22 protein-coding genes are annotated in these 26020 nt (G+C 62.7%); 9 read left to right on the top strand and 13 right to left on the bottom strand.

Going from position 1 to position 26020, the window contains the following annotated elements; genetic code table 11:
* Nucleotides 1–55: 55 nt before the first annotated feature.
* From A3M3_RS0102530 to A3M3_RS0102495, 8 genes are all read right to left on the bottom strand, one after another.
* Nucleotides 56–1072, bottom strand: coding sequence for a Gfo/Idh/MocA family protein (locus tag A3M3_RS0102530; protein WP_028265018.1), 1017 nt, complete (start codon nucleotides 1070–1072; stop codon nucleotides 56–58).
* Nucleotides 1073–1151: 79 nt separating this feature from the next.
* Complete coding sequence (locus A3M3_RS0102525; RefSeq protein WP_028265017.1) at nucleotides 1152–2147, bottom strand: sugar phosphate isomerase/epimerase family protein; 996 nt, start codon at nucleotides 2145–2147, stop codon at nucleotides 1152–1154.
* Between the two features lie 199 nt (nucleotides 2148–2346).
* Nucleotides 2347–3207: a sugar phosphate isomerase/epimerase family protein gene (locus A3M3_RS0102520; RefSeq protein WP_028265016.1), complete on the bottom strand. Its 861-nt coding sequence runs from the start codon at nucleotides 3205–3207 to the stop codon at nucleotides 2347–2349.
* A 29-nt stretch (nucleotides 3208–3236) separates the two neighbouring features.
* Nucleotides 3237–4265 (bottom strand): zinc-binding dehydrogenase, encoded by a 1029-nt coding sequence (locus tag A3M3_RS0102515; protein ID WP_028265015.1) that lies wholly within the window; start codon nucleotides 4263–4265, stop codon nucleotides 3237–3239.
* A 21-nt stretch (nucleotides 4266–4286) separates the two neighbouring features.
* Nucleotides 4287–5147, bottom strand: coding sequence for a carbohydrate ABC transporter permease (locus A3M3_RS0102510; protein WP_051422896.1), 861 nt, complete (start codon nucleotides 5145–5147; stop codon nucleotides 4287–4289).
* Nucleotides 5147–6127: a carbohydrate ABC transporter permease gene (locus A3M3_RS23560; RefSeq protein WP_051422895.1), complete on the bottom strand. Its 981-nt coding sequence runs from the start codon at nucleotides 6125–6127 to the stop codon at nucleotides 5147–5149. Before A3M3_RS23560 ends, A3M3_RS0102510 begins: the two co-directional genes overlap by 1 nt.
* A 39-nt stretch (nucleotides 6128–6166) precedes the next feature.
* On the bottom strand, nucleotides 6167–7657 hold the full coding sequence (locus tag A3M3_RS0102500) for an ABC transporter substrate-binding protein (protein ID WP_028265013.1): 1491 nt from the start codon (nucleotides 7655–7657) through the stop codon (nucleotides 6167–6169).
* Entirely contained in the window at nucleotides 7654–8790 is a 1137-nt protein-coding gene (locus A3M3_RS0102495; protein WP_028265012.1) for a Gfo/Idh/MocA family protein, read from the bottom strand. The genes A3M3_RS0102500 and A3M3_RS0102495 overlap by 4 nt, the downstream gene beginning before the upstream one ends.
* A gap of 253 nt (nucleotides 8791–9043) precedes the next feature.
* Here A3M3_RS0102495 and A3M3_RS0102490 point away from each other — a divergent pair, with 253 nt between their 5' ends.
* The 3 genes from A3M3_RS0102490 to A3M3_RS0102480 all read left to right on the top strand — a co-directional run bounded on the left by A3M3_RS0102490 (nucleotide 9044) and on the right by A3M3_RS0102480 (nucleotide 13285).
* Nucleotides 9044–10297: an ROK family transcriptional regulator gene (locus A3M3_RS0102490; protein ID WP_028265011.1), complete on the top strand. Its 1254-nt coding sequence runs from the start codon at nucleotides 9044–9046 to the stop codon at nucleotides 10295–10297.
* Between the two features lie 445 nt (nucleotides 10298–10742).
* Complete coding sequence (locus A3M3_RS0102485; protein WP_231497164.1) at nucleotides 10743–11558, top strand: helix-turn-helix domain-containing protein; 816 nt, start codon at nucleotides 10743–10745, stop codon at nucleotides 11556–11558.
* 227 nt (nucleotides 11559–11785) lie between these two features.
* A complete protein-coding gene (locus tag A3M3_RS0102480) occupies nucleotides 11786–13285 on the top strand; it encodes a SulP family inorganic anion transporter (protein WP_051422894.1) in 1500 nt (499 codons plus the stop codon).
* Between the two features lie 161 nt (nucleotides 13286–13446).
* On the opposite strand, the gene A3M3_RS29215 is transcribed toward A3M3_RS0102480, so the two are convergent.
* The 3 genes from A3M3_RS29215 to A3M3_RS26810 are packed head-to-tail and all read right to left on the bottom strand — an operon-like array spanning nucleotide 13447 to nucleotide 17055.
* Nucleotides 13447–15012: an amino acid ABC transporter permease/ATP-binding protein gene (locus A3M3_RS29215; RefSeq protein ID WP_051422893.1), complete on the bottom strand. Its 1566-nt coding sequence runs from the start codon at nucleotides 15010–15012 to the stop codon at nucleotides 13447–13449.
* A gap of 2 nt (nucleotides 15013–15014) precedes the next feature.
* Entirely contained in the window at nucleotides 15015–15878 is an 864-nt protein-coding gene (locus tag A3M3_RS23550; RefSeq protein ID WP_051422892.1) for an ABC transporter substrate-binding protein, read from the bottom strand.
* Nucleotides 15879–15909: 31 nt separating this feature from the next.
* Entirely contained in the window at nucleotides 15910–17055 is a 1146-nt protein-coding gene (locus A3M3_RS26810; protein ID WP_051422891.1) for a M20 family metallopeptidase, read from the bottom strand.
* 107 nt (nucleotides 17056–17162) lie between these two features.
* Between A3M3_RS26810 and A3M3_RS0102460 the strand changes: the two genes are divergently transcribed.
* The 6 genes from A3M3_RS0102460 (at nucleotide 17163) to A3M3_RS0102435 (ending at nucleotide 23671) form a co-directional block, all read left to right on the top strand.
* On the top strand, nucleotides 17163–18086 hold the full coding sequence (locus tag A3M3_RS0102460; protein ID WP_028265008.1) for a LysR family transcriptional regulator: 924 nt from the start codon (nucleotides 17163–17165) through the stop codon (nucleotides 18084–18086).
* Between the two features lie 161 nt (nucleotides 18087–18247).
* A complete protein-coding gene (locus A3M3_RS0102455) occupies nucleotides 18248–18853 on the top strand; it encodes a flavin reductase family protein (protein WP_028265007.1) in 606 nt (201 codons plus the stop codon).
* Nucleotides 18850–20310: a 4-hydroxyphenylacetate 3-hydroxylase family protein gene (locus A3M3_RS0102450; RefSeq protein WP_028265006.1), complete on the top strand. Its 1461-nt coding sequence runs from the start codon at nucleotides 18850–18852 to the stop codon at nucleotides 20308–20310. The genes A3M3_RS0102455 and A3M3_RS0102450 overlap by 4 nt, the downstream gene beginning before the upstream one ends.
* Nucleotides 20311–20368: 58 nt before the next feature.
* A complete protein-coding gene (locus A3M3_RS0102445) occupies nucleotides 20369–21043 on the top strand; it encodes a DUF1028 domain-containing protein (protein ID WP_028265005.1) in 675 nt (224 codons plus the stop codon).
* Nucleotides 21040–22263 carry an amidohydrolase gene (locus A3M3_RS23540; RefSeq protein WP_081736668.1) on the top strand — a complete coding sequence of 408 codons (1224 nt, stop codon included), beginning with the start codon at nucleotides 21040–21042 and terminating at the stop codon, nucleotides 22261–22263. Before A3M3_RS0102445 ends, A3M3_RS23540 begins: the two co-directional genes overlap by 4 nt.
* On the top strand, nucleotides 22253–23671 hold the full coding sequence (locus A3M3_RS0102435) for an aspartate ammonia-lyase (RefSeq protein WP_028265004.1): 1419 nt from the start codon (nucleotides 22253–22255) through the stop codon (nucleotides 23669–23671). Before A3M3_RS23540 ends, A3M3_RS0102435 begins: the two co-directional genes overlap by 11 nt.
* A gap of 269 nt (nucleotides 23672–23940) precedes the next feature.
* Here the strand turns inward: A3M3_RS0102435 and A3M3_RS0102430 are convergent, their stop codons facing one another.
* Both A3M3_RS0102430 and A3M3_RS23535 read right to left on the bottom strand, forming a co-directional pair.
* Complete coding sequence (locus A3M3_RS0102430; protein WP_442853089.1) at nucleotides 23941–25452, bottom strand: GntT/GntP/DsdX family permease; 1512 nt, start codon at nucleotides 25450–25452, stop codon at nucleotides 23941–23943.
* Nucleotides 25449–26012, bottom strand: coding sequence for a gluconokinase (locus tag A3M3_RS23535; protein ID WP_231497163.1), 564 nt, complete (start codon nucleotides 26010–26012; stop codon nucleotides 25449–25451). Before A3M3_RS23535 ends, A3M3_RS0102430 begins: the two co-directional genes overlap by 4 nt.
* Nucleotides 26013–26020: the final 8 nt, after the last annotated feature.

Here is a 26020-nt window from a genome sequence, read left to right as displayed (position 1 = left end):
CGTCAGTTGTTTTCACCTCGAGGAGGACGCTAGTCTCGGTCATTCCGAGACAGTCTCAGTCGAAGCGAGACATTCCGCGGGGTTCCAGTCCGATGGCTTTGTAGCATTGGTCGATTAGTTCCATGGTTTGGACGGCATCGCCGCTGTCTGTGGGCATGGGGATTCCGTGCCGGATCAGGGCGGTGAAAGCGTCCAGCTGGTAGGTGTAGGAGGATCTGGTGTCCGTGCGCTCGATCCGTCGGCCGTCATTCGTTTTCACCTCGAGGCTGTCATCGGTATGAGGGAGGATGAAATTTGCCACGGTGGCTTCTCCTTTACTTCCGATGGCGCGGTAGGTCATTTCAGCCCGGGTCCCGTTCATGTTGCATCGGGCCGTTGCGGTAACGCCGGAGGGATAGACCAAGTCAGCGTCAACCCATTCGTCCACCCCAGGCAATCCGTGCCGTTCGGCGCCCCGGGCATCGATGAGGGTGGGATTCCCTCCTGCCAGATGGGCCATGGCCCGGATGGCATGGAGGCTGTAGCAGCCAAGGTCCATGAGGGCTCCGCCCGCCAGGGGCAGCGACCACCGGGGGTCTTCGGGTGGTGGGGGCGGAATCATAACCATGGTTTCCACGCGCCGGAGCTCGCCGAGTTCCCCGGAGGCGACCAGTTCGTGGAGTCTCTTCGTGACGGGGTGGTAGAGATAGTGGAAGCCATCGACGACCTTGACGCCCGCGCGTTTGCCTGCGTCGCGCACATCCCTGGCTTCTGCCGCGTTTGCGGCGAACGGTTTCTCTGACAGGACGTGCTTTCCCGCGGCGATGGCCTCCAGGTTCCATCGTGCGTGCAGCGAGTTGGCGAGCGGGTTGTAGACCGCTTCGACCTCGGGATCATTGACTAGCTCTTCGTAGGAACCGAGTGCCCGTTCCACGCCGTACCGGTCGGCAAAGTCCTTTGCACGGTCCCGGTCGCGGGCTGCGACGGCCACGAGCCGAGCACCTGTCAGCCCGGCAGGTTCAACGATGGATGTCGGGCTGACGCGGGACGCTCCCAGGATGCCGATGCGCAGCGGTGCTTCTTCTGGATCCATTTGTGGAGTCCTTTCTGGTTTCTGATGTCGCCTTCGCCCCCCGCCGAATTGGTCACAGCGCGTCATGCCCCGCGGCTGGCTACTGGCTGAAGGCGGCGTCGAAGGAGGTTTGTGAGGGCGGGAAGTCGTATTTTTTGAGGGCGGCGAGGGCTTCGGGGGCGCCGTGGAGGCGGTCCATGCCGGCGTCTTCCCATTCGACGGAGATCGGGCCGGTGTAGCCGATCGCGGTGAGGGCCCGGAAACTCGATTCCCAGGGCACGTCGCCGCGTCCGGCTGAGACGAAGTCCCAGCCGCGGCGCGGGTCGCCCCAGGGCAGGTGGGAGCCCAGGACCGTGTTGCGGCCGGTGGGGCGGAGCTTGGTGTCCTTGCAGTCCACGTGGTAGATGCGGTCCTTGAAGTCCCAGATGAAGGAGACGGGGTCGATGCCTTGCCACATGAAGTGCGAGGGGTCCCAGTTCAGTCCGAACGCTTCCCGGTGCCCGATCGCTTCCAGGGTGCGGACGGTGGTCCAGTAGTCGTAGGCGATCTCGGAGGGGTGGACTTCGTGGGCGAAGCGGACGCCGCATTCGTCGAAGACGTCAAGGATGGGGTTCCAGCGGTCCGCGAAGTCCTGGTAGCCGGCGTCGATGACTTTCTCGGGGACGGGCGGGAACATGGCGAGGTATTGCCAGATGGAGGAGCCGGTGAACCCGACGACGGTATCCACACCGAGAGCTTGGGCGAGGCGGGCGGTGTGCTTCATTTCTTCGGCGGCGCGCTGCCGCACGCCTTCGGGTTCGCCATCACCCCACACGCGCGCCCCGACGATGGCCTCGTGGCGGAAGTCGATGGGGTCATCGCACACGGCCTGGCCCTTGAGGTGGTTGGAGATGGCCCAGACCTTGAGGTTGTACTTCTCCAACACCGCGAGTTTGTTCTCGACGTAGCCGGGTTCGTCCCAGCGCCAGGCGTCCAGGTGGTCTCCGGAGACGGCGATTTCCAGGCCGTCGTAGCCCCATCCGGAGGCGAGGCGGGCGACTTCCTCGAAGGGCAGATCGGCCCACTGGCCGGTGAACAAGGTATACGGGCGGGACATTGGTTCTCCTTGGCTCTACTGGATTGTCCGGCTTGCGGGGGGTCGGCGCGTCGGGATCAAAAGGTTGTCTCGTCGGCTGTGGCAGCGTTTGCTGCCATGTCGAATTCCGTTCTTGATGTCCGGGGACTGCAGATCGGGTACGGCCAGGAAAATACCGGCGCCGCTGCAGACCCCGGACCGTGGGGTGAGTCCGGGATTGTCAGAGGGCTTGGGATTTTTTCATGCAGTCCCTGACGTAGGCGTCGGACGCGCGAAGGTGTTCACCGATTTTTTCGAAGCTCCATCCCTGCGTTCCGTGGCATTTGAGGCTGGCCACGCCTTCGTACCCGACGCGGCGCAGTGTTCCCAGCATCACGGAGTGGTCAAGTGTCCCGTCGGGGCGGGGAAGTTGCTGGTCGGCGTGACCGAAGTTCAGCCCGTCGGTGCCGTGGCGGTAGGCGCGGTCGATGTCCCAGATGTAGTAGTAGAAGAGCCTCTTGCGTTCGGCGAGGAACGTGATCGCTTCGCTGATGGTGTCCTGCATCACCCACAGGTGCGGGGGAGCGATGCAGACGCCGAGGTAGGGGTCGTCAATGTCTCGGATGAGCCGTTTCATCTGCGCGAGCGTGTCAACGCCTTCGTCCCATCGCTGGTCTTCGTTGGCGCCGGATTCGAAGTCGGCGGCGAAAGGGACGGTGAGATGGTTTTCGACCGCGATCCGGACTCCGCGGCGCGCTCCCGCTTCGACGATGGGTGGCAGGAAGGTGGAGACGAAGTCGGGGTAGTTGGCTTCGCAGTCGAAGACGAGGGTGTCGATTCCGAGGTCCGCGGCGAAATCGACGCGTTCAAGGATCTCGTCCTGGGTCTTTCCATACACGGTGAGGCCGCAGGGCTTGACCCCGTATTTGTCCAGCACTCCGAGGATTTTTCCGGGGTCATCTCCCGGATTGACGTGGTGTGCCAACGGAGCGGCGGAGGACCAGAGGTTGACTTCCTTGAAGCCAATGTCGGCAAGGTCGCGGATCGAGTCTTCGAAGCCGTGGTCGTGGTAGGGGACGAGCTCGGCGGCATATCTGAACATGGGTTCTCTCCTTGGGGGTCTGACCGGGGTTACCAGACGAAGACGGCTTTTTCGGTTTCGCGTTGATCGAAGGCGCGGAAGGCTTCCTCGGCCTGGTCGATGGAAAAGTCGTGGCTGATGAGTTTTTCGACCGGGATTTTCTGGTCGATGACCAGGCGGACGATTTCTTCCCATTCGCTGATGGGGAAGTACCAGCCACCGACGACGGTGAGCAGCTTTCTGAGCATCTGGTCGCTGGGGTTGATCTGCGTGGCGCGCGACTCACCGACGAAAGCGACGGCGCCGAGCTTGGCGGCGGCGTCAAGGGCCGAGTTCTGCCCGGCGGGGTTGCCGGAACAATCGATGCAGACGTCGGCTCCGCGGCCCTGGGTTAGGTCCCGGATCTGCCGGACGGCGTCGGCTGTCGTGCTGTTGATGACGGCGTCCGCGCCAAGGGAGCTGGCCTGTTCGAGACGGTGGTCGATGACGTCGACGGCGATGACACGGGCGCCAAGGGCCTTGCCGATGAGTACCGCGGCGGATCCCATCGGTCCCATGCCGAAGACAGCTACGGTTTTACCGCCGGCCACGCCGAGCTGCTTCTGCACGTGGTACTGGCTGCCGACCATGTCGGTCATCACCGCCCCGGCGCGGAAGCTGAGTTCGTCGGGGAGCTGGAGACAGTTGCGTTCGGGAAGGACGAAGTAGTCGGCGTCACCGCCGTGGACGTCGAAACCAAAGCATTTCCACTGGTTGCACAGCATCATGTAACCGCTGAGGCAGTACTCGCAGAATCCGCAACCCAGAGCGAGGTAGCCGGCAACGCGGTCGCCTTCCTTGACATGGGTCACGGCGTTTCCGACCTTGACGACTTCGCCTGCTGCCTCGTGCCCGGGGATCACCGAACCCTGGCCTGCGCCTTCGCCGCCGACAATCGGGGTGCCGTAGTAGATGCTCATGTCGCTGCGGCAAATCGCGGAGGCACGGGTCCGCACCAGCACCTCATGCGGTCCCGGCTTCGGGAGCTCGCGTTCCACGACGGTGACTCTTTTGTCACCGGGGAGAATGACTGCTTTCATTTTTTCTTCTCCAATACTCATTTACTTGACCGCACCGAAGGTCAGGCCTGCGACCATCTGGCGGCGCAACACGACCATGAGCACCAGGATGGGCGCGACGATCAGGGTCGCGGCGGCGGTGATGTTGCCCCAGTCCGTGCCGTACATGCCGGTGAACTGCTGCAGACCCACTGGAGCAGTCTTGGCTCCGCTGCGGGTCAGAGACAGCGCGAACAGGAATTCGTTCCAGGACAGGACGATGGTCAGTACGGCAGCCGTGGCGACGGAGGGCACGAGCAGGGGCCAGATGATCCGGCGGAGGACCTCCCAGGTCGAGGCCCCGTCAACCATGGCTGCTTCCTGGATCTCGTAGGGCAACTGCAGGATCGAGCTGCGCAGGATCCAGACCACGATGGGCAGGTTGAAGGCAGCGTACGGGATTATCAGGGCCGGATAGGTGTCCATGAGCCCGAGCTTGCCGGCGAAGACAAAGATAGGGATGACGGCGACGATGGGAGGGAACATGTAGGTCGACAGGATCCAGGATGAGAGTCCCTTGCGGGCCCGGAAATCCCTCATGGTCAGGGCGTAGGCGGCAGGGACCCCCACGAGGATGGCCAGGGCGGTGGCGCCGAGACTGACGATCGCACTGTTGGTGAGCAGCTGACCGAAGCTTTCGGATTTCCCGCCGCCGGCTGACAGCACGGAGGCGTAGTTGTCCAGGGTGGGCTGGAAGATCCAGGCCGGGGGGATTTGGTTGGCGATCCCGGCCGGCTTGATGGAGGTGATGAGCATGAACAGCAGCGGCACGAGGCCGATCAGGAGCCATGCCCATAGGAAGGTACGTCCGATGATGACGCGTGCCACGGCACCGCCGCGGCTGGTTGATGATGTCGTTGTCATTACATTTCCTCAGGGTCTGCTCGGCGACCGATGATGCGCAGCATGAAGGGGATAAGGAGCGAGAGGATGATCAGGAAGACCACGCCCAGGGCGCAGGCGAGACCGACGTTGAAGCTTTGAAGGCCGACGCGGAATATGCCGAGGTTGATGATTTCGGTGGACTCACCGGGACCGCCGCCGGTAAGGATCTTGAACGAATCGAAGGTTTTGAAGGCCTGGATGGTCCGCAGTACGGCTGCGATCGCGATGAACGGCACCATGGCCGGAAAGGTGATGTGCCGGAACATCTGCCATGGGGTCGCTCCGTCTACCATGGCTGCTTCCCGGGGCTCGCCCGGCAGGGACTGAAGGCCGGCCATCAGGATCAGGGCGATGAACGGGGTCCATTGCCACATGTCGAGAATGACCAGGACGATCCATGCTGATGTCGGATCACCGAGCAGGTCGATGCCTTTGGGGAATCCGAAGACGCCGAGGTAGTAGCCTACCCAACCGTAGTTTGGGTTCAGCAGCTGCTTGAAGACCATTGCCGCGACCGCCGGGGTGACGGCGAACGGAAGCAGCATGAGGGCGGCCCCGACTTTATTGGCGCGGGTCTGGGCGGCCAGCGGGAGTGCCAGGGCGAAGCCCAGGATCATCTCCAGAATCACCGCGACCGCGACGAAGCCGAACGTGATCAGGAATGCGTGCTGGACCGAGGCGTTGGTGACCGCCTCGATGAAGTTATCCAGTCCAACGAATTTGCCCACACCCCCGAGGATCTTGTCGTTGCGGAAGGCTGAGTAGAAGATAAACATGGCGGGTGCCACCGTCATCAGCAGCAGGACAACCATGGCCGGGGCCATGTACACCCACGGGGTCGAACGCTTTTTCCAGGTCAGCGGCTTCCTGCCGCGCGCACCGATCGTGGTACGGCCGGCCGCGCGGCGGGAAGCGTCAACCGTCAAGGTCGCATCCAATGGTGCGGCGGTTGCTTTCATAATCGATACTCCTTGGGCGACCTTGAACGGTCTGATGGGTTAGTAGCCGGCCGATTTAAGGAGGGCCGAAACCTTGTCTGACGCGGACTTGAGGGCATCCGATGGCGAGGAAGCGCCGGTTGCTGCGTTGTTCACTGCGACGGCCACCTCGTGGCTGACTTCGGTGTAGTTGGTCAACCGTGCGCGGCCGACGCCTTCTGCGAGGGATTTTCCGAGGGTGTCGTAGAAGGGTGCGAGGGGGTTATCGCTCTTGATACCGGCAAAGACGGAGGCCCGGCTGGGGTGCAGGGACTTGGCGGTCATCGTCGTTTGCTGCTCGGCGGCAGTTAGCCAGCTGATCGCCTGGTAGGCCCATTCCTTGTTCTTGGAATTCTTGTTCAAGCTCAGCATCCAGGTACCGAAGTGGGGGCCGGCAGCCTTGCCGGTGGGGACGGGGGCGTAGCCGATGGTGCCGCCCTTGACGTTGTCAGCGAGCTTAAGGTCGTGGTAGTTGATCGTCATGGCGGTCAGCCCGCTGCCGAACGATTCGGCTGTCGTGCCCCAATCCGCTGACGTGCTGCCCGGGGGGACATGTCCGCTTTGCGCCAGCTTGGCGTAGTAATCCAGCGCCTCGACTCCTTCGGGGGTGTTGAACGCAGGCTTGCCGCTCTCGTCCGCGAGTGTTCCGTCTCCGCCGTATGATGCCAGCAGGGTCTTGAAGTCGTCCGTGGCCCAGTCGCCGACGCCGGCCATGACCGTCGTGCCGTAAAGCTTCTTGTCCGGCTGGGTAAAGAACCCTGCCACCTGGGCATAGTCATCCCAGGTCTTCGGGACCGTGAGGTCCTTACCGTACTTGGCTTTGAAGTTCGCCTTTTGGGTCGGGTCGTTGAACAGGTCGCTCCGGTAGGCCATGACGGCCACGTTCGACTGGATCGGCATCCCGTAGACGTCGAATCCTGCGTTCTTTATCGCGGACACGTCCGGCTTCGCAGTGGGATCCGGGTAGCGTTTGATCGGTGAATCAGCGTTGTAGACGGCTGTGTCGTAGAACACCTTGGGGATGAAATCGCCCACGTTGGATTGGGGGGTGCCAGGGTTCAGGGCGTCGTTCTGGATGTACTGGCTCAGGGGTTCGAGGTTCTGCACCAGGGCCGGCGCCCACGGAGTGTCGACGACGACAATGTCGTAGTAGCTGCTGCTGGAAGCGAACTCCGAGAAGACCTTCTGCTGCAACGCGTCGTACGGCTGGTTGTCGATCTTCAGATCGATGCCGAACTTTTCCTTGAACTGCGGCACCAGCGACGCGACGGCGGCGCTGTTGGCTTCATCAGTGGTGTAGAGCATCCGCAGCTCTGTCGGTTTGGCCGCTGCGGTGTTAGGTGCTGATGACCCGCCCGTGCATGCGGTCGCCAACAGGGTCACGGTGAGCGCGGCCCCCAGGCCCGCTACGACGCGGGACCGCTTGATGCGTTCGAGAGATCGAATCATCTCACTGCCTTTCCTTATGCCTCGGGCACCCCATGCGCCGAGGCCTACCTGGATGATTTTCATTGATGGACTCCTTGCAGTTGTTTCACGGCTGGGACGTCGACCCACTGGCCGCTGTTGCTGGATTCGATGATGCTTTCGGTAAGGACGGCTGCCCTGAGTCCGTCGCGGAATGTGGGCAGGCCCTCAGGGGCTTGCCCACCGATGGCGGTGTAGGTGTCGGCCACGAAGGCGTTGAATGCGTCCTGATAGCCCTGCGGGTGCCCCGCAGGGAGAACTGATAGCCTCGCCGCGTCAGCCGACAGCGCGTCGCGGTCGCGGACAAGCAGCTCGGAACCGGCCCGTTTGCCCAGCCACAGAGTCTCCGGTGCTTCCTGGTCGAACTGGACCGTGTTTTCAGAGCCGGAGATTTCGATCATCAGCCGGTTCTTGCGACCGGGCGCGACTTGGCTCACCAGGAGGTTTCCGACGGCGCCGGTATCAGTTGCGAATACAGCGGCAACGAGGTCCTCGGTCTGGACGTCGCTATGGTTTGCCCGGCCGGAAAACAGCGTGCGGCTCACTGCGCCGACCCTGGTGATCCGGTCATTGGTCACGAATTCGATCAGGTCGCACAGATGGGACCCGATGTCGGCAAAAGCACGCGACGGACCCCCCAACCCGGCATCCACCCGCCAGTTGTCGTCATCCCGGGACAGCAGCCAGTCCTGAAGATAGGAGCCCTGGATCGTCGAGATCCGTCCCGTCTGGCCGGACGCAATACGGTCCCGGGCTTCCCGGACCATTGGGTGGAACCGGTAGACGAACGGAACGGTCGCGACCGTCCCGGCCGCAGCGGCCAGCTCCACAAGATGGGTGGCATCCTGTGCGGTGGTCGCTAGAGGCTTCTCGCAGACAACGTGCTTGCCTGCTTTCAGCGCTGCCTCGGCCAGTGCGACGTGGGTGGCGTTCGGGGTGCAGACGTGGACGACGTCGATCCTGTCGTCCTGGACGAGGTCCTGGACGGAGGCGTAAGCCTGCTCGACGCCCAGGCGGTCTTTGGCGCGGGCAGCGCTGGCACGGCTCGAGGACGCGATGCCCGCGATTTCCGCCCCTGCGGCACGGGCGGCTCTGCTATGCACCTCAGCCATGAACCCGGCGCCGACGAACCCGGCCCGTAACCGGGAGGGGGCTGTCGTGGTTCTGTCGTTTTCCATGCCGAAACAGTGACACGCACCAAGCGGCTTTGGTCGTTAGTCAGCAAAAGTCTGCACCTTTTGACGCTGTTGGCGGTGGAATGCGCACAGAAGTTGCACTCTTTGATGTTCTTGGCGTTGACGAGTGGACGGGAAGGTACAGGCACCCGACACTGGGTGGAGCTGAGGACCCCGCTCAGGGGAAATGTCACACGATGTGTCCAGACGTCAGCTCACCCCTCACCTCTTGTGTGAGCCCACGAAACGGAGAGAGATGGATAACGGCGGTGCCGGCGAACTTTTGCGTATCCTGCGGGACGGACGCCCGCGAACCAGGGCTGACTTGGCTGGGATAACGGGCTTGGGGCGAGCTGCCATCAGCTCTCGCCTTGAGTCGCTCTTGGAACTCGGGCTGGTTGTACCGGTGTCGGATGCGGCTTCCACGGGGGGCCGGCCTTCGGCCCGACTGGCCTTCAACCCCGGTGCAAGGCTGGTCGTTGCCGCCGACGTCGGCGCCACACACGCGACCGTGGCGCTCACGGACCTGTCGGGAAGGATTCTCCTGGAAACCACTGAACGACTTGAGATTTCCTGCGGACCGGAGGCTGTTCTGGATTGGCTCGCGATGACGCTGCAGGGTCATTTGAAAGCGGTGAAGCGTCCGGCAACGGATATCATCGCTGTTGGCATCGGACTTCCCGGTCCCGTTGAACACTCCACCGGAAAACCGACCAGCCCTCCGATCATGCCGGGATGGGACGGATTCGATGTCCCCGCTTACGTTCAGCAGACCTTCGCCGTTCCCGTGCTGGTCGACAACGATGTCAACATCATGGCCCTCGGCGAGCGGGCGGCACGCTGGCCCAACGAGGACAACATGATCTTTCTTAAAGTCGCTACCGGTATCGGCTCCGGGGTTATTAGTGGAGGGACACTGCAGCGAGGCGCGGCGGGTGTCGCAGGAGACGTCGGCCATATTGCCGTTTCCAATGCGGCAGGCATCCAATGCCGCTGCGGCAAGATTGCCTGTCTGGAAGCCATCGCAGGCGCTCCGGCCGTCGCCGCCCATCTCCGCGAAAACGGACTCGAAGCAACCACCGCAAACGACGTCGTCTCGCTCGTCCGTTCCGGTGATTTGGCTGCCATTCAAGCCGTTCGGCAGGCTGGCCGGGACATCGGAGAAATGCTCAACATGTGTGTGAGCCTCGTCAACCCTTCCCTGATTGTCGTCGGTGGATCGCTTGCACAATCCGGAGAACATCTGATCGCCGGCATCCGCGAAATGGTCTATTCACGCTCCACGCCCTTGGCGACCCAGCACTTGAACATCACGCAATCCGAAACCGGCCCGGAAGCTGGAGTCGTTGGGGCCAGCATCTTGGCCATCGAATATGCCCTCGCGCCTCAGCGAGTCAGCGATCTCGCAGCCACGCTGCATCCCGGCGGACGCCAAAATACCGATCGGCAGAAGGTGGAACGCGTCGTCCCGGCCTCCCAGCCTTCACTCCGTGACTCCGTGGCCAGTTAATTGCACCGCGCATTTCCTTGGCCAAGCCAGGGCGGCGGCAAAACCGGTCATGTGGGGATGCCGGAACTGAGACCATCAACGTGCTAAATAGAGATGCACGCAGCTAAAATAGGCCTAACAGCTAAGGTCTTTTCTGGCCGAGCTTGTGTGCCACCGCGACCGCTGCCCCAAGACGTCGCGGCCATTCCAAGGGACGGTCCGGAAGGTCAGGCTGGCCAAAAAGGAGGATGGCATGCCTCAATCTGCTACTGAGAACAGCGGTCAGCTGCGACGATATGCAGTGCCGGAGGGGCTCAGTCCAGCACAAAGGTTCGAACATTGGCGAACGTGGTACAGCAGCGCTGTCGAAACTCCGATGCGGTTGGAGAAGTCCAAAGATGCTGCGCCCCTGCCTTTCAATCCTTCAGCGATCAGTCTTGCCGGGCCAGGCTTCAGCCTCATAGAAATGTACAACGCCCCCGCAGTGGGCTCGTGGGCGCCTAATCCCGATACCAGGGATCTGCGTCTGGCCTACTTCAGGAAAGCGCCGACCCTGACCCTCGCTGTCAATGGCTTGCCTGAGCCGGTATTGCCGGGCTCCGTCAGGTTCATCGATACCTCGCTGGGCGGAAGTTTCGATGCGCCGGAGGGCTTTCACGCCTTGCAGATCAACGTCGACCGCAGCAGCATGGATTTGAACGAGGCCGCACTACGCTCCCTGCTCCTCCTTCCTGACCTTGCAAAGCATCCAATTGTCGGCACTTTCGTGATTCCTGCGCTGTTGAGTTGGAAGAGACCGGGCATCAACCGGGAGGTGTCGGGAACCGGCGACATCTTCCGATCCGTGATGGCGACCCTGGTGGGCTCCCTGCTTGAAACGGCGGTCGACATAGAGGCCCGGAAACCGGCCCTCAGCCGAGCGGTAAAGCAATACCTTGATGCCAGCTATGACAACCCCGATCTGGACGTCGCAATGATCGCTGAAAGGTTCAATCTCTCCCGTCGCTCTCTGTTCTACTTCTTCGAGAATGAAGAGCTCCACTTGGGTGAGCGTATACGCGCCTTGAGAACTCGCAGAGCGCTGGAACTCCTTCTTCATGCCGACGCCCAAAGGATCACGTATTCAGAAATTGCGGCATCCTGCGGATTCACCAACGTGCAAAGCATGCGCCGTGCGGTGAAAGAGTTCACCGGGATGAACGTGAGGGAGATCCACCGATCCGAGACCGTAGTTCGTGTTGCGCTGCAACAGCTGCGGGAGGCGCTGTCCCCGAGCACCTGACGGAACTTGGGGAGACTGCGAGGACGTTCTAAGGCCTGAATTCACAGACGGGACCAAGGCGGAATCCGCCTGTTACGGTAGTGTTGCACGCACGGCCGAAAGTCTCCGGCCCATACTCTCTCCACCCCGATTGTCTTCAATGACAGGGCTGGACTTGTGCGCATTGTGGCGCGCAGAAGAGTCGCTCACCAGCTCTCGCGCGAGAGCCAAGCCCCTGGAGTCGCTCCTTGGCCACCGCCGTACGCCCTCGCCTGATCCGGCAACCGATCACCGTCCTGAGCGTCCTGCGCTCTCGGCGGCAGCTTTCCCGCGAGATCCTCGCCGGCATGGTCACTACCCTTGCCCTGGTCCCGGAAGTCATTTCCTTCTCCATCGTCGCGGGGGTCGATCCAATGGTCAGCCTCGTCGCATCCATCGTCCTGGCCTTGACGATGTCGATTCTCGGCGGACGGCCAGGGATGATAACTGCCGCGGCCGGGTCCGTTGCCCTCGTTATTGCCCCGCTCGTCCATGACCACGGTGTCCAGTATGTCCTGCCGACCGTGATCCTTGCCGGTGTCATCCAAATCGTCTTTGGTCTTACCGGTCTTGCACGGCTCATGCGATTCATCCCCCGCTCTGTGATGATCGGGTTCGTCAACGCCCTGGGTGTGCTCATTTTCACGGCGCAGGTGCCTCATGTCCTGAACGTTCCCTGGCTGGCGTACGTCCTGTTCGCTCTGACGTTCGCCATCATCTTCATCCTTCCGCGTTTCACCAAGGCCGTCCCGTCACCGCTGCTTGCGATAGTCGTCGTCACAGCGATCGTCATCGTCGCCCGGCTCGTCGTTCCGAACGTCGCCGGCGAGGGCTCCCTCACCGGGAAGATGCCAGGGATCACCCCGTTGCTCGTTCCGCTGGATTTAGTGACCTTGCAGCTGATTTTGCCGACTGCGCTGAGCGTGGCGTTCGTCGGTCTCATGGAAACCCTCCTGACCGCGAAACTCGTCGACGACATCACCGAAACCCCCTCACACAAGGGCCGTGAATCGTGGGCTCTAGGCGTCTCGAACATCCTTGCCGGGTTCTACGGCGGCATCGCCGGCTGCGCAATGATCGGCCAAACCGTCCTTAACGTGAAGACCGGCCGTGCCCGCACCCGCATTTCAACCTTCGTCGCCGGGTTGTTCCTTCTGGCCCTGGTGACCGGGCTCAGCTCGATTATGGGACAGATCCCGATGGTCGCACTCGCCGCGGTCATGATGGTCGTCGCTGTCACCACCGTCGACTGGCACAGCGTAAAACCGTCCACCCTGAAAAGGATGCCGGTTCCGGAGACGATCGTCATGGCAGCCACTGTCGCCGTCGTCGTCATCACCGGGAACCTCGCCTACGGCGTCCTCGTCGGTGTCATCCTCGCGATGGTGCTCTTCGCACGCCGAGTGGCCCACGTCATCACCGTGGACCGGACCGTGGCAAGCGATGGTGCGAGTGTCCGTTATGAGGTGGTGGGGCCGCTGTTCTTCGGGAGCAGCAATGATCTCGTCGAGCAGTTCTCTTACGCCAACGACCCGGCCTCCGTGACCATCGATCTCAAGCAGGCTCAAATCTGGGACGCATCAACAGTTGCCGCCCTCGACTCCATCGAAACGAAATATGGCGCCCACGGCGCAACGGTGACGATCGAAGGTCTCGATGAGCGCAGCACCGGCTTCCACCGTCGCCTTACCGGTCACTTGGGCGTCTGACCGGGCCCAGCCGCGGAACCCGCCGTCGGCACTACCGTGAAGGCCAGGGCCTGCATCCCTTTGAGAAGAGGTCAGGGATTCGAATCCACCGGGCTGTCTGGCGGGCGTTCGACGGCGTCTCCCGCACCGGCGCCCGCCGCGGGGCGCCGGTGGTTGGCGAACTATGGTTGAAGCGCGGCCACCGCAGGCGTTTCAGCGGTCAGCGGGGAATCGGAGACGGTCTGCACGAAGCGCTTAATACGCGGGTCGGCGTTGGCTCCAAACACAGATTCCGGTGGCCCCTGCTGGCCCACGACACCGTCTTCCATGAATACAACCCAGTCCGCAACGTCGCGGGCCAGCTTCATTTCGTGGGTGACGATTACCATGGTGATGCCCTCATGCGCCAGATCGGCGATGACGGAGAGCACCTCTTGGACCAGCTCCGGGTCCAATGCCGAGGTGGGCTCGTCGAAGAGCATCACGGACGGCTTCATGGCCAAAGCGCGGGCGATGGCCACGCGCTGCTGTTGGCCGCCGGAAAGCTGGTGCGGGTACTTCTTGGCATGGGCGGACATGCCCACCTTCCCCAGCAGTTCCATGCCGAAGGCCTCGGCCTCGGCGCCGGACATCTGCCGCAACTGGACAGGGGCGAGGGTCACGTTTTCCAAGACTGTCTTGTGGGGGAAGAGATTGAAACGCTGGAACACCATACCCACGTTGCGCCGCTGGAGCGAGATGTCCTTATCGGACAGGGCCAAAATTCGCCCCTGCGGGCCGTGCTTGCTGCCTAGCAGCTGGCCGTTGACCTCGATCAGTCCGCCGTCGGCCGGTTCCAAGTGGTTCAGCGTGCGCACCAGCGTGGTCTTGCCGGAACCGGATGGGCCGATCACCACCACGACCTCGCCGGCGTGGACATCGACGTCGACGCCTTTGAGCACTTGGTTGCCGTGGAAGGACTTTGTCACGCCTTGGGCGTGGACCAGCCTCTCCCCGTTGTGCAGCCGGCGCTCGCGGCCCCGGACCACCCGCCGGTCCTCGATGCAGTCCGGCTCTGTCTGGAGCGCCGGCCGGCGCCGGTTGACGTCCAGCTTGCGCTCCAAAAGGGCCCGGAGCTGATCGAAGACCGTCACCAGAAGGATGTAGAAGACGGCGACGGCGAGCAGGGTTTCCAGCACCAGGAAGTTCTGCGTGTACAGGCGCTGTCCCACCAGCAGGATCTCCTGCAGAGAGATCACGCTGGCCAGCGAAGTCAGCTTGAGGATGGAGACAAACTCGTTACCCAGCGCGGGGAGCGCGATCCGGAAGGCCTGCGGAATCACCACGTGGCGCTGGACATGCCCGTACGGCAAGCCCAGCGCGCGGGCAGCTTCGCGCTGGTCGATGGAGACGGCGAGCAGCCCCCCGCGATGAATCTCTGCCATGTAGGCGGCCTCACTGAGGACGAGCGCAATGAGGGCCGCGTTGAAGGAAGAGCCCAGCACCACCTGGGTGGCCGGGAAGACCTGCGGCACGTTGTAGGCGAAAACCAGCAGCACCAGCAGGGGGAGCGAGCGGAACAGCCAGACGTAGACACCAGCGACCCTGGAGAGCAGTTTCGACCGCGATTCCTTCATCAACGCCAGGAGGATGCCCGCGATGTTCGCAATGAACCAGGCGAGCACGCTCAGTACGACGACGACGCCGGCAGCCTTCCAGAGTTCTGGATCGCCAAAAAGGGAGAAGGTGTAAGCCCAGTCGAAAGTCATGGCTAACCCTGCTTCAGGGATTCGGCCAGTACCGCCGGGTCAACAGGCTCCAAGTTGTACTCTTTCAAGATCTTGGCAAAGGAGCCGGAAGTCTTCAGGTTCTCCACGCTCTTGGTCAGGGCATCCTGCAGCGCAGTGTTGCCCTTGCGCACGGCCAGGCCGACGGCGACCGGATAGATGAGGGCACCGGAGCTGATCTTCAGGCGGGAGTTGGACTTTTCGATGACCGTCTTGGCAACTGCAGCGTCCGTCATCTGGGCGTCCACCTGCCCGGACAGCAGGGCCTGGGTGGCCTCCGGATCGGTGGGGAATTCCTGGACAGTGATGGCTTCCTTGCCAGCAGCCTTGCATTTGTCGCTTTCCGTTGTCGGCATGATTTTTGCGATCACGGTGGCGGTGACGACGGATACTTTCTTGCCGCAGAGCGACTGGGCGTCGGTCAGGGCGGCGGCGTCCTTCGGGACCACTATCGAGTTGCCGGTCTGGAAGTACGGCACGAAGTCCACTTCTTTGCTTCGGGCCGAGGAGACGTACAGGGTGGAGGCAATAACGTCATAGCGATCGGCCTTGATGCCGGCGACGATCTGGGCAAACCGCGTGTCGGAGTACTGGGGTTTGAGCCCCAAGTCGGCCGAGATGGCGTTCATGACCTCCACATCGAAACCGGCAGGTTTGCCATCGGTGAGCATGTCGTAGGGCGGGTAGGTGAGGTCGATGCCGACATTCAAGATGCCGGAGGTCTTGGTGGCCACCGAGGGGGCCTTGGTTCCGTCGGCTGCCGGGGCGGCGCCGCCGCAACCGGAGAGAGCGAGGGTGGCGGCAACGGCCGCGCCGGTGAGGCTTGCGTATCGATTGGGGGTTTTCATGGGAGCAAAGTTCCTTTCGCTGTTGGAGCGCTTACTTGCACCAGAGGGTGACGGCGTTGGCATAGATGTCGATGACTTGCCGGTACTTGGCCAGTTCGACCCATTCGTCGGCCCAGCTGTACGGCGGGGTGCCGGGGCCGATGTTGACGGCGGGGATGCCGAACTGCTTCAGGGGCACCATATCCGTCCAGAACTGAATGCCTTGGTAGACGGGGTCCGAGCCCGTGGCGGCGACTGCGTCGGCCACGGTGGTAGAGATATCTGAGGAACGGTCGATTTCATAAGGCAGGCGCGGGCCGCTGAGCCAGTGATCGCTGAAGTCGACAGTGGCCTCGATGCGCGGATCGGCAGCCTTCAGGCCACTGATCATTTGCTCGACCTGTAGTTTGACGTCGTAGGGGTCCTGTGACGGAAGCAGCCGGATGTCGCAGGTCATTTCGCAGCGGTCGGGCACCTGGTTGTGCTTGGTGCCACCGCGGATTGTGCCGATGTTCAGGTTGGGGCCTCCCGGGAGATCCGGATGCGGGGTATAGGGCATGAGACCTTCCAGCTCCCGCATCGCCGCCAGGATGGGTTCCATGGTTTCGATGGCGTTCAGGCCCATCTCCTTGGCGGAAGTGTGCGCCTGCTTACCGAAGGTGGTGATTTTCAGGTAGGCGGCACCGCGGTGCACGGTGCCGATCGTGTTGTCGGTTGGTTCGCCGCAGATGGCCGCATCGGCAGTGAAACCGGCTTCCAGCAGCGAGCGGGTGCCCACGCCGCCCTCAAAATGACACGAGACACCCTGGAATATGACGTCGCCACGCGGGCGCTCGCCGGACGTGGCGATTCGCCGAATGACGGCGAGGGCCGCCGTCGTCGCCGCCTTCATGTCCGCAATTCCGGCTCCGTAGACCCGGCCGTTTTCGAGCTCGGGGCCGAACGGATCTCTGGTCCAGTCAGGTGATGTCTCGTAGATGTCCAGGTGCCCGTTGAGGATCAGTGACTTTCCGCCGCCTGAGCCGCGAATCCGCCCGCCAACACTGGGCCTGCCGGGCATGGATTCAACGAGTTCGACGTCGTCCACCCCCCAGGAGCGCATCTGCTCGGCCATGAACTCGGCTAGCTCCCGCTCCCGTCCCCACGTGGAATCGATAGCGAGGGTGTCAAACAAAAGCTGAAGATCGGGATCGATCATGGACTCCTCCTTGGGTTATGCGACTGCGATGGCGCTGAGAACGACTATGCAGTGGATCACACACCGTGTAAAACAGATGTATTCGAAGAAGGGTTTCGGTTAAATCGATGTCAAACGTCAGCTTGCGCCAACTGGAGTACCTCATCGCCGCCGCGGACACGGGGAGCGTCACGGCTGCCGCGGCACGCGTCTATCTTTCCCAGTCGGCGGTTTCGACGGCCCTGGCGGATCTGGAAGAGGCCCTCGGTGTGCAGATCTTCATCCGCCATCCGCGCGGACTGTCCCTGACCAACGTGGGCCAACAGGTCCTGACGGATGCCCGCAGGCTGGTATCCGGGATGGAGGACCTGCGCAACTCCGCGCGGGAATCCAGCGAATCGCTCTCCGGAAAGTTGGTGGTGGGCTGCTACAGCACGCTGGCGCCCATCCTGCTGCCGCGCATCATCGCCGACTTCACCAAGAACCATCCCGGCGTGGACCTGAGCTTCATCGAGGGATCGCATACCCAGATGGAGGAGCAGCTCCGCAATGGTTCGCTGGATCTGGCGATCCTGTACGACTACGACTACGACTTCGGCAAGGGCGGGCCGTCCAAGGACCTGGCGATCAATGTGGTGGTCTCCACGCCGCCCTACGTCATCCTGCCCGAGCGCCATGAACTGGCCAGCCGCGAAGCGCTCTCGCTCAAGGAATTGGCGCCGCTGCCGTTGATTCTGTTCGATCTGCCGCCTGGCGGCGACTACTTCCTGTCCTTCTTCACCGAGGAGAATCTCACCCCCAACATCCGCTACCGCACCACCAGCTTCGAAATGGTCAGGGCCTTGGTGGCCCGCGGCCTGGGTTACTCCATCCTGAGCCAGCGAACCAACATCAACATGAGCTACGAGGGACTCGGTTTCGTGACCAGGCCGCTGACCGGTGCACTTCCTGGACTGAATGTGGGTGCGATGCACCTCCATGGCGTCCGACTCACCCGGCGGGCCGTTGCCTTCATCGACCAATGCAGGACCTCTGTGGGCATCCGGACCTAGCCGGCCTGAGCCGGGTACGTCACCAACTCCGCAGCTTCTTGCTCGTCACCAGGTATCGAAAAAATCGAAGGCTGCGGTCTGAAAGTTATGTTGGACACATATCTAACCTGCTCCGAATACTGATTGCAGACAACATCCGCAATCGGACAAAGGAGCCAACGATGACTGTTTCAGCCGAACGCACCTCCCCGGCCGCACCACCGGAAGCCCGCCCAAGGGACCCCTTCATTACCGCGATGGCAGTCGTGGCCACCGGGGTCACGGTGGTGGCGACCGACGGAGAAGCGGGCCGTTTTGCCCAAACGGTGAGCGCCATGTGTTCCGTCTCGGCGGACCCCCGTCTGGTGCTGGTCTGCATCAACAGCCGGAGCCCCATCAACGAAGCCATCAACACCCACGGGAGCTTCACCGTCAACGTGCTGGGGAGCCAGCACGATCACGTGGCCGACACGTTCGCAGGACGCCCCTGGCCGGGTAAGGAGCCATGGGACTTCAGCTGCGGCGAATGGGAGCAGGCTCCCTCCGGCTCCCCGCGAATCCGCGACGCCGTCGCCAGTTTTGATTGCCGTATCCACGAGGTAGTGGAGGCCGGCACCCACCGGATCTATATCGGCCTCGTCACCAGCGTCGAATCACACGGAGGGGATCCGCTGATCTACAGCGCCCAGACCTATGCCAAACCCATTCCCGTCCCGCCGTCGGTCTTCGACGAGTATCCCGGATCGGGCCCCACGTACCGCAAGAACACCAAGGAGAACGCCAAATGATCCGCACCGGAAATGAATACCGCGAGTCCATCCGCGACGGCCGCCAGGTCTGGATCAACGGGGAAAAGGTCGACGACGTCACCACACACCCCATGTTCAAACCGATCGTCGATGTCCGCGCCCGAATCTACGACCTGGCCCACGAAGAAGCCACGCAAGAGGTGATGACGTACGCCGATGAGACCACCGGCGAACTGAACGCAATCGCCAACCGGCTGCCGAAGACTCAAGAGGATTGGGCCGACAAACGGGCCGCCGTGGATCTGGTCCAGCGCGAGGCCGGCGGCGTCGTCACCCGTGTCGGCGACGAGACAATCGGCGAAATGTGGTCACTCTTCGACGGCCAGGACGTCCTCAATGAGGTAGACCCGCGGTTCTCCGAGAACATACGCCGGCACATTGCGAAATCCATCACCGCCGACCCCTTCCACGTTTCCGCCAACACGGACCCAAAGGGTGACCGCTCCAAGGCCCCGCAGGACCAAGACCCGGACATGCTGTTGCATGTGGTCCGCGAGACCGACAACGGCATAGTGGTCCGCGGTGCCAAGTATGAGACGGCTGCCGCATACTCCAACCAGGCCTTCACCAAGCCGACGATCGCCAACTGGGGAAATAGCGAACTCTCCGACTACGCCGTCGGATTTGTCATGGACATGGGCACGCCCGGGCTGAAGTTCATTTCCCGGAACGGCTTTGCCGGCAAGGGACCGTCGGACGACTACCCCCTCTCGAACCGAGTGGATGAGGTCGAGTCGCTGGTGGTGTTCGACGACGTCGAGATCCCCTGGGAGGATGTGCTCTTCTACCAGCACACCAAGGCCGCTGCATTCATCCGCTCCACGCTCCACCGTTACAGCGCCTTTCCTTTTGTCCAGCGCACCCTGCACCTTGCCGACCTCATGATCGGCGCGGCGCTGTGGAACGTGAAGCAGACAGGGCTGGAAAAGCAGCAGGCCGTCCAGGAGAAGCTGGCCCAACTAGCGTGCTACCGCGAAGGCATCAATGCCCACCTCACGGCCGCCGTCGCCAATGCCGAGACCAGTCCCGGTGGCCTGCTGATGCCCAACCAGTCGCTGCTCTACGCAGGACGGGTGACCGCGCTGTCCCAGCTTCCGGCCATGATGCACATTGCCCGAGAACTGTGCGGCGGCCAGATCTGCATCACCCCGGACGCGGCGACCTTCAGCGACCCCGATGTCTCCCCGTGGCTGGAGAAGTTCTACTCCATCAACGACAACTGGGTCTCGGAGGACCGCCGCAAGCTGCTGGCCTTTGCCCGCGACCTGCTCAATAGCGACTATGCCGGGCACCGCCTGACCTTTCAGCTGTTTGCGCAGTCCCCGCCCTTCGCCCAATTGGGCGCCGTGTACCGAAATTTCGATTTCGACGGGCCGCTGGGCCTGGTCAAGGCCTCCGCAGGACTCTCCGACAAAATCCTGACCGGGACATTGTGAAGGTCGCCACAACCGCCCTCGGCAATTCTGCCGCTTACGCCAAATAGAAGGATTTCCCATGACGTTTTCCCTTGTAGCCCGCGACCCGCAGACTGGTGCTTTCGGCATGGTGGTCACCTCATCCTCGCCCGCCGTGGCAGCGCGCTGCGTGCATCTGCGCCACGGCGTGGGCGGCGCCGCCTCGCAGAACATCACCGATCCGCGGCTCGGCGCCCGGCTGCTTGATCTGCTCGAAACCGGCACGACGGCGGACGAGGCGATGGCCAAGCTGGTGGCCGAAACGCCGGATATCAACTACCGCCAGCTCAGCGTGGTCGATGCCCAGGGCGGCACTGCCGCCTTCAGCGGATCCGGCACCTTGGGCACACACCGCACGGTGCAAAGCGAAGGGGCCGTTGCGGCCGGAAACCTGCTGTCCTCCCCGGAGGTGGTTGACGCCATCATGGCCGGTTACTCCGCAGCCAACGGCCTCTTTGAAGACCGGCTCCTTGCCGGTCTGGCCGCCGGCCGCGACGCGGGCGGAGAAGAGGGGCCGCAGCATTCGGCGGGCCTTGTCGTGGTTGACCAGGTGGCCTGGGCCGCCACGGATCTGCGGGTGGATTGGGACGAGGAAGATCCGATTGCCCGTCTTGCCGAGATCTGGCACCTGTGGGAACCGCAAAAGCTGGACTACGTGACCCGGGCGGTCCGTCCAGGCAGCGCACCTCGCTACGGTGTCCCGGGAGACCTGTGAACAAGTTGAAGGACGTAGTCGGCGCCCGGATCGATGCTTTGGAGGGCCGGTTACTGGCCCTCTCGCACCGCATCCACGCCAATCCGGAAGTCGCTTGGGCCGAGGTCAACGCCTCCGCCTGGGTGGCCGCAGAACTCGCCGGGGTGGGCTTCAGCGTCCGGAAGAACCTGTGCGGACTCCCGACGGCGTTTGCCGCCACCATGGGCAGCGGCACGCTGCACTTGGGGATTTGCGCTGAATACGATGCGCTGCCTGGGCTGGGACATGCCTGCGGGCACAACATTATTGCCGCGGCGGCCGTCGGCGCAGCCGCGGCGCTGGCGCCCGTGGTGGACGCACTGGGCATCACGCTCACGGTCTTCGGCACACCGGCGGAAGAGGGCGGCGGCGGGAAGATCGAACTACTGGACGGCGGCGCGTTCGACGGCGTGCACGCGGCCATGATGGTTCACCCGGGTCCGCTCGACGTGGCCCGGGCTGAACCGTATGCAGTTTCGCACAGCAAAATCCTTTATCGGGGCCGGGCGAGCCATGCCGCCGCCTATCCCGAACGCGGGGTCAACGCGGCAGATGCCTTCACCGTCGCCCAAGTGGCCATTGGACTTCTGCGCCAGCAGCTCGACTCCGGGTTCCGCGTCCACGGCGTCGTCACTCGCGGAGGTGAGGCGCCCAATGCCATCCCGGAAGTGACCGAGGGCCGCTGGTACGTCCGGGCCGGCTCGCTGGCCGAACTAGCCGTCCTGGAGAGCAAGGTGCGTCGCTGCTTCGAGGCGGGGGCCTTGTCCACCGGCTGCGAGCTGGAGATTGAGGCCGAAAGCAAACCCTATGCCGAGTTCGCCACGGATGAGGCCATGCTGGACCTTTACGTTGCCAACGCTATAGCCCTGGGCCGCGAATTCACCAGCTCCGGTCCGGACATGCGGATGAACCGCGCGTCCACGGACATGGGCAACGTATCGCAGGTGCTGCCGGCCATCCACCCCTACATCGGCATTGGATCCCTGCCGGCCGTCAACCACCAGAAGGAATTTGCCGCCGCCGCCATCACGCCTGCCGCCGACCGTGCCATCATCGATGCCGCCAAGGCCATGGCCCACACGTGCATTGATCTCGCACAAAACACCGGACTGCGCGAACGGCTCATCAGTCGCGGGGCCGATCAGTTCCCTGCGGATTGTCCGGCATCCCGGGCTGAAATGGAGAGCGCAAATGTCAGCTGATGTTCGGCGAGAACAAGATTTGATCGGTTGGCTGGATGTGCCGGCGGATGCCTACTATGGTGTCCACACCGTTCGGGCCAGCCTTAACTTTCCCATTTCCGGTGTCTCCATTGGCCTCTACACGCACTTTGTGGTGGGCCTGGCTGCGGTTAAGGAAGCAGCTGCGATCACCAACCATGAGCTAGGGCTGCTGGACGGTCCGCGCTCCCGCGCTATTGTGGCCGCGTGCCGCGAGATCCGTGCCGGAGGGCTGCACGACCATTTCATTGTCGACGTCGTTCAAGGCGGCGCCGGCACTTCCACCAACATGAACGCCAACGAGGTGATCGCCAACCGGGCCCTGGAACTGATGGGCGCGGAGCGCGGCCAGTACAGTGTGCTGCATCCGCTGGATCATGTGAACCTGGGCCAAAGTACCAACGACGTCTACCCGACCGCGCTGCGCGTGGGCCTGCACCATGCGGCCGAGGACCTGCTGACTGCAATGGCAGGTCTGCGCCGATCCTTCGCGGCGAAAGCCGAGGAATTCAAAGACCACTTGAAAATGGGGCGCACCCAGCTCCAGGACGCTGTGCCGATGACCCTGGGTCAGGAATTTCGAACATTCGCGGTCATGATGGCCGAGGACGAACAGCGCTTGCGTGAGGCGATGGACCTGACCCGCGAGGTCAACCTGGGCGGCACGGCCATCGGTACGGGACTGAACTCCCATATCGACTACTCCCGGTTGGCCTGCCGGAAGCTGGCTGAGATAAGCGGTGTTCGGGTTGTCCCTGCCGGCGACCTGATTGAGGCGACGCAGGACGTGGGCGGCCTGGTCCAGTTGCACAGCGTGCTCAAACGCATCGCCGTGAAGCTGTCCAAGGTGGCCAATGATCTGCGGCTGCTCTCTTCCGGCCCGCGCGCCGGGCTGTGCGAGATCCAGCTGCCTGCCGTGCAGGCCGGATCCTCGATCATGCCGGGCAAGGTCAACCCGGTGATCCCTGAGGTGGTGAATCAGGTGGCCTACTCCGTGGTCGGCAATGATGTCACCATCACCATGGCGGCCGAGTCCGGTCAGCTGCAGCTCAACGCCTTCGAACCCATCATGGCCCGTGCTCTCTTCTCCTCACTGGGCGAGCTACGGTCCGCCTGCACTGTGCTCGGCGAGCGCTGTGTGGACGGCATCACGGCAGACCCCGTTGCACTGCTGGCCACGGTGGAGCGCTCCATTGGCCTGGTCACCGCGTTGGTGCCGTATCTGGGTTATAAGACCTCAACTGAAGTGGCCCAACAAGCCATGGCCACGGGCGCAAGTGTGGTGGACGTTGTCCGCGAATCGGGTCTGATGAGCGACACCGAGTTGGCCGATGTTCTTGGCTCACCGCATCTTCTCACCGCGCCCGGCATCCGGCTCGCAGTGCTCTGAGATGCTTTCCATCAAGCGACGGATGTCATTGCTGGGGGAGTGTCCATAGCTGCTTGGCTTGGTTGTAGCTCCAGATCTGGTTCCGGAGAAAAAGTTTCTAAATCGGCGTCATCATGCGACTCGTGGGGACTATTAGTTCCTGGGGAGTTATTTGTCGGTACAGATGGGGAGTTCTTTGTCGGCACAGAGAAGACCCTCCGAGCTGCGGAAACGCTGGGCGGAGGGCTTTCTCTTGCCTGGGTGCAACAGGGGCGTTGCGGGAAGTTCGATCAGACGAAAACGGACAGCAGCAGGGTGAATCCGAATCCCACCACCGAGATGATCGTCTCCATAACCGACCAGGTCTTGATGGTTTGGCCCACCGTCAGGCCGAAGTATTCCTTGACCAGCCAGAAGCCTGCGTCGTTGACGTGGGAGAAGAACAGCGATCCGGCACCGATGGCAAGCACAACGAGGGCCAGTTGAGCGGGCGCCAGACCGGTTGCCAGAGGCGCAATGATGCCCGCCGCAGTTACCGTTGCTACGGTCGCAGAGCCGGTAGCGAGACGGATCAGCACTGCGATAATCCACCCCAGCACCAGGGCGGACAGGCTGGCTGCCACCGCGATCTTGGCAATTGCGGTTCCTGTACCGCCGTCGACGAGGACCTGCTTGAACCCACCGCCGGCGCCGACGATGAGCATGACCCCGACAATCGGCAGGAGGCTCTCGCCAATCTTTTTTGTCAGGGTCGACGCCGAGAAGCCAACCCGCGTGCCGAACGTGACCATCGCCAGCAATACCGCAACGAGCAACGCGAAGACCGGATCGCCGATGAAGTCCAGCAAGGGACGCAGCACAGCGGTCTTATCCATCCAAATGTCTGCCCCGGCTTTGATCAGCATGAGCACCAACGGGGACAGCAGGGTCACCAGGGTCCAGGCGAAGGAGGGGGTGCCTGTGGCTTGCGGATCCTGTGCTTTGCCTACGGGCACATCACCGCGCGAACTGGCCGCTTTTGCACCGGGGCCTCCCGGTCCGGACGTCGGGGCGCTCCCGCCGGATCCGACGGTGACGGCCAGACCGGCCCCAGCAGCGCCGATGGGTACCATCCGGGCGGCGAGACGGCCAAACAACGGACCGGCGATGATGACGGTTGGAACGGCAATCAGCAGGCCAAAGGCAAGGGTCACGCCGACATTAGCGTGCAGGATGCCGATCGCCGCCAGCGGGCCCGGGTGCGGCGGGATGAATCCGTGGAGTACGGACAGGCCGGCGAGGGCCGGGATGCCAAGACGCATCGCCGGGCCCTTGGAACGGTGCACGGCGAGCATCACGACAGGGATGAGCAGCACGAGCCCGATCTCGAAGAACATGGGGATGCCGATAATGCCGGCGATCAGCGCCATCTTCCAAGGCAGCGTTGCGGGCCGGCCATGGAGAAGGGTGTCCACGATCTTGTCCGCGCCGCCGGAATCGGCCAACAGCTTGCCCAACATGGCTCCCAGCGCGATGAGCACGCCGACATAGCCCAGCACGCCACCGACGCCATTTTCGTAGGAGGTGGTCACCTTGTCCAAGGCGATACCGGAGGCAACGCCGACGAAGAGGGCGCCGATACTGAGGGACAGGAAAGCGTGCATCTTCGCCCAGACGATCAGGAGGACGACAATCGCGATACCGATGGCCGCCACGATCAGTACTTGGGAGTCATGTCCGTTCCAAGGTTGATTCATGGCATCTGTGGTGGCGTCGGTGGCCACCCCGGCGAAGGGCCTGTTGAGGATGGAGATTCCGTTCATGGTTGTCGTCCTGTTCCGCTCGGCCGCAGGCCGAACTTGTCCATGATTTCCTGGGCAATCACCCCTGGAGCGGGACCGACGTCGATCCGGATTCCAGGCTCGCCGGGGGACAGCTCTTCAAGGTCCGCGAACTGGCTCCCCAGCATGCTCGCGGGCATGAAATGGCCGTGGCGTTCGGCCAACCGTGCGCTAATGGTCTCGGGTGTCCCGGACAGAAAAACGAAAAAGACACGCGAACCCCGACGATTAATGATGTTTCGGTAAGACTGTTTGAGCGCCGAACACGTAACGACGCCGTTCTCCCCATGATCAAGCCTCTGATCGACCCACTCGGCGACCTTCTCCAGCCAGGGATATCTGTCCTCATCCGTGAGGGGGTGTCCCGCGGCCATTTTGTCGATGTTCGTTTGGGGATGCAAAGCATCGCCTTCTTCGAAAGCCCAGCCAAGTCGTCCCGCAAGCAGGGCGCCAACTGTGGACTTGCCGGAGCCGGAAACGCCCATGACAACCAGCACCATAGCTTCGGTTAGGGCGGGCGTCACCATGTCCACAGGGTCCATGGTGCCCA

The sequence above is a fragment of the Arthrobacter sp. MA-N2 genome, from assembly GCF_000517125.1.
Classification (GTDB): Bacteria; Actinomycetota; Actinomycetes; order Actinomycetales; family Micrococcaceae; genus Arthrobacter; species Arthrobacter methylotrophus.
This window is presented reverse-complemented; position numbering and strand designations above follow the sequence as displayed.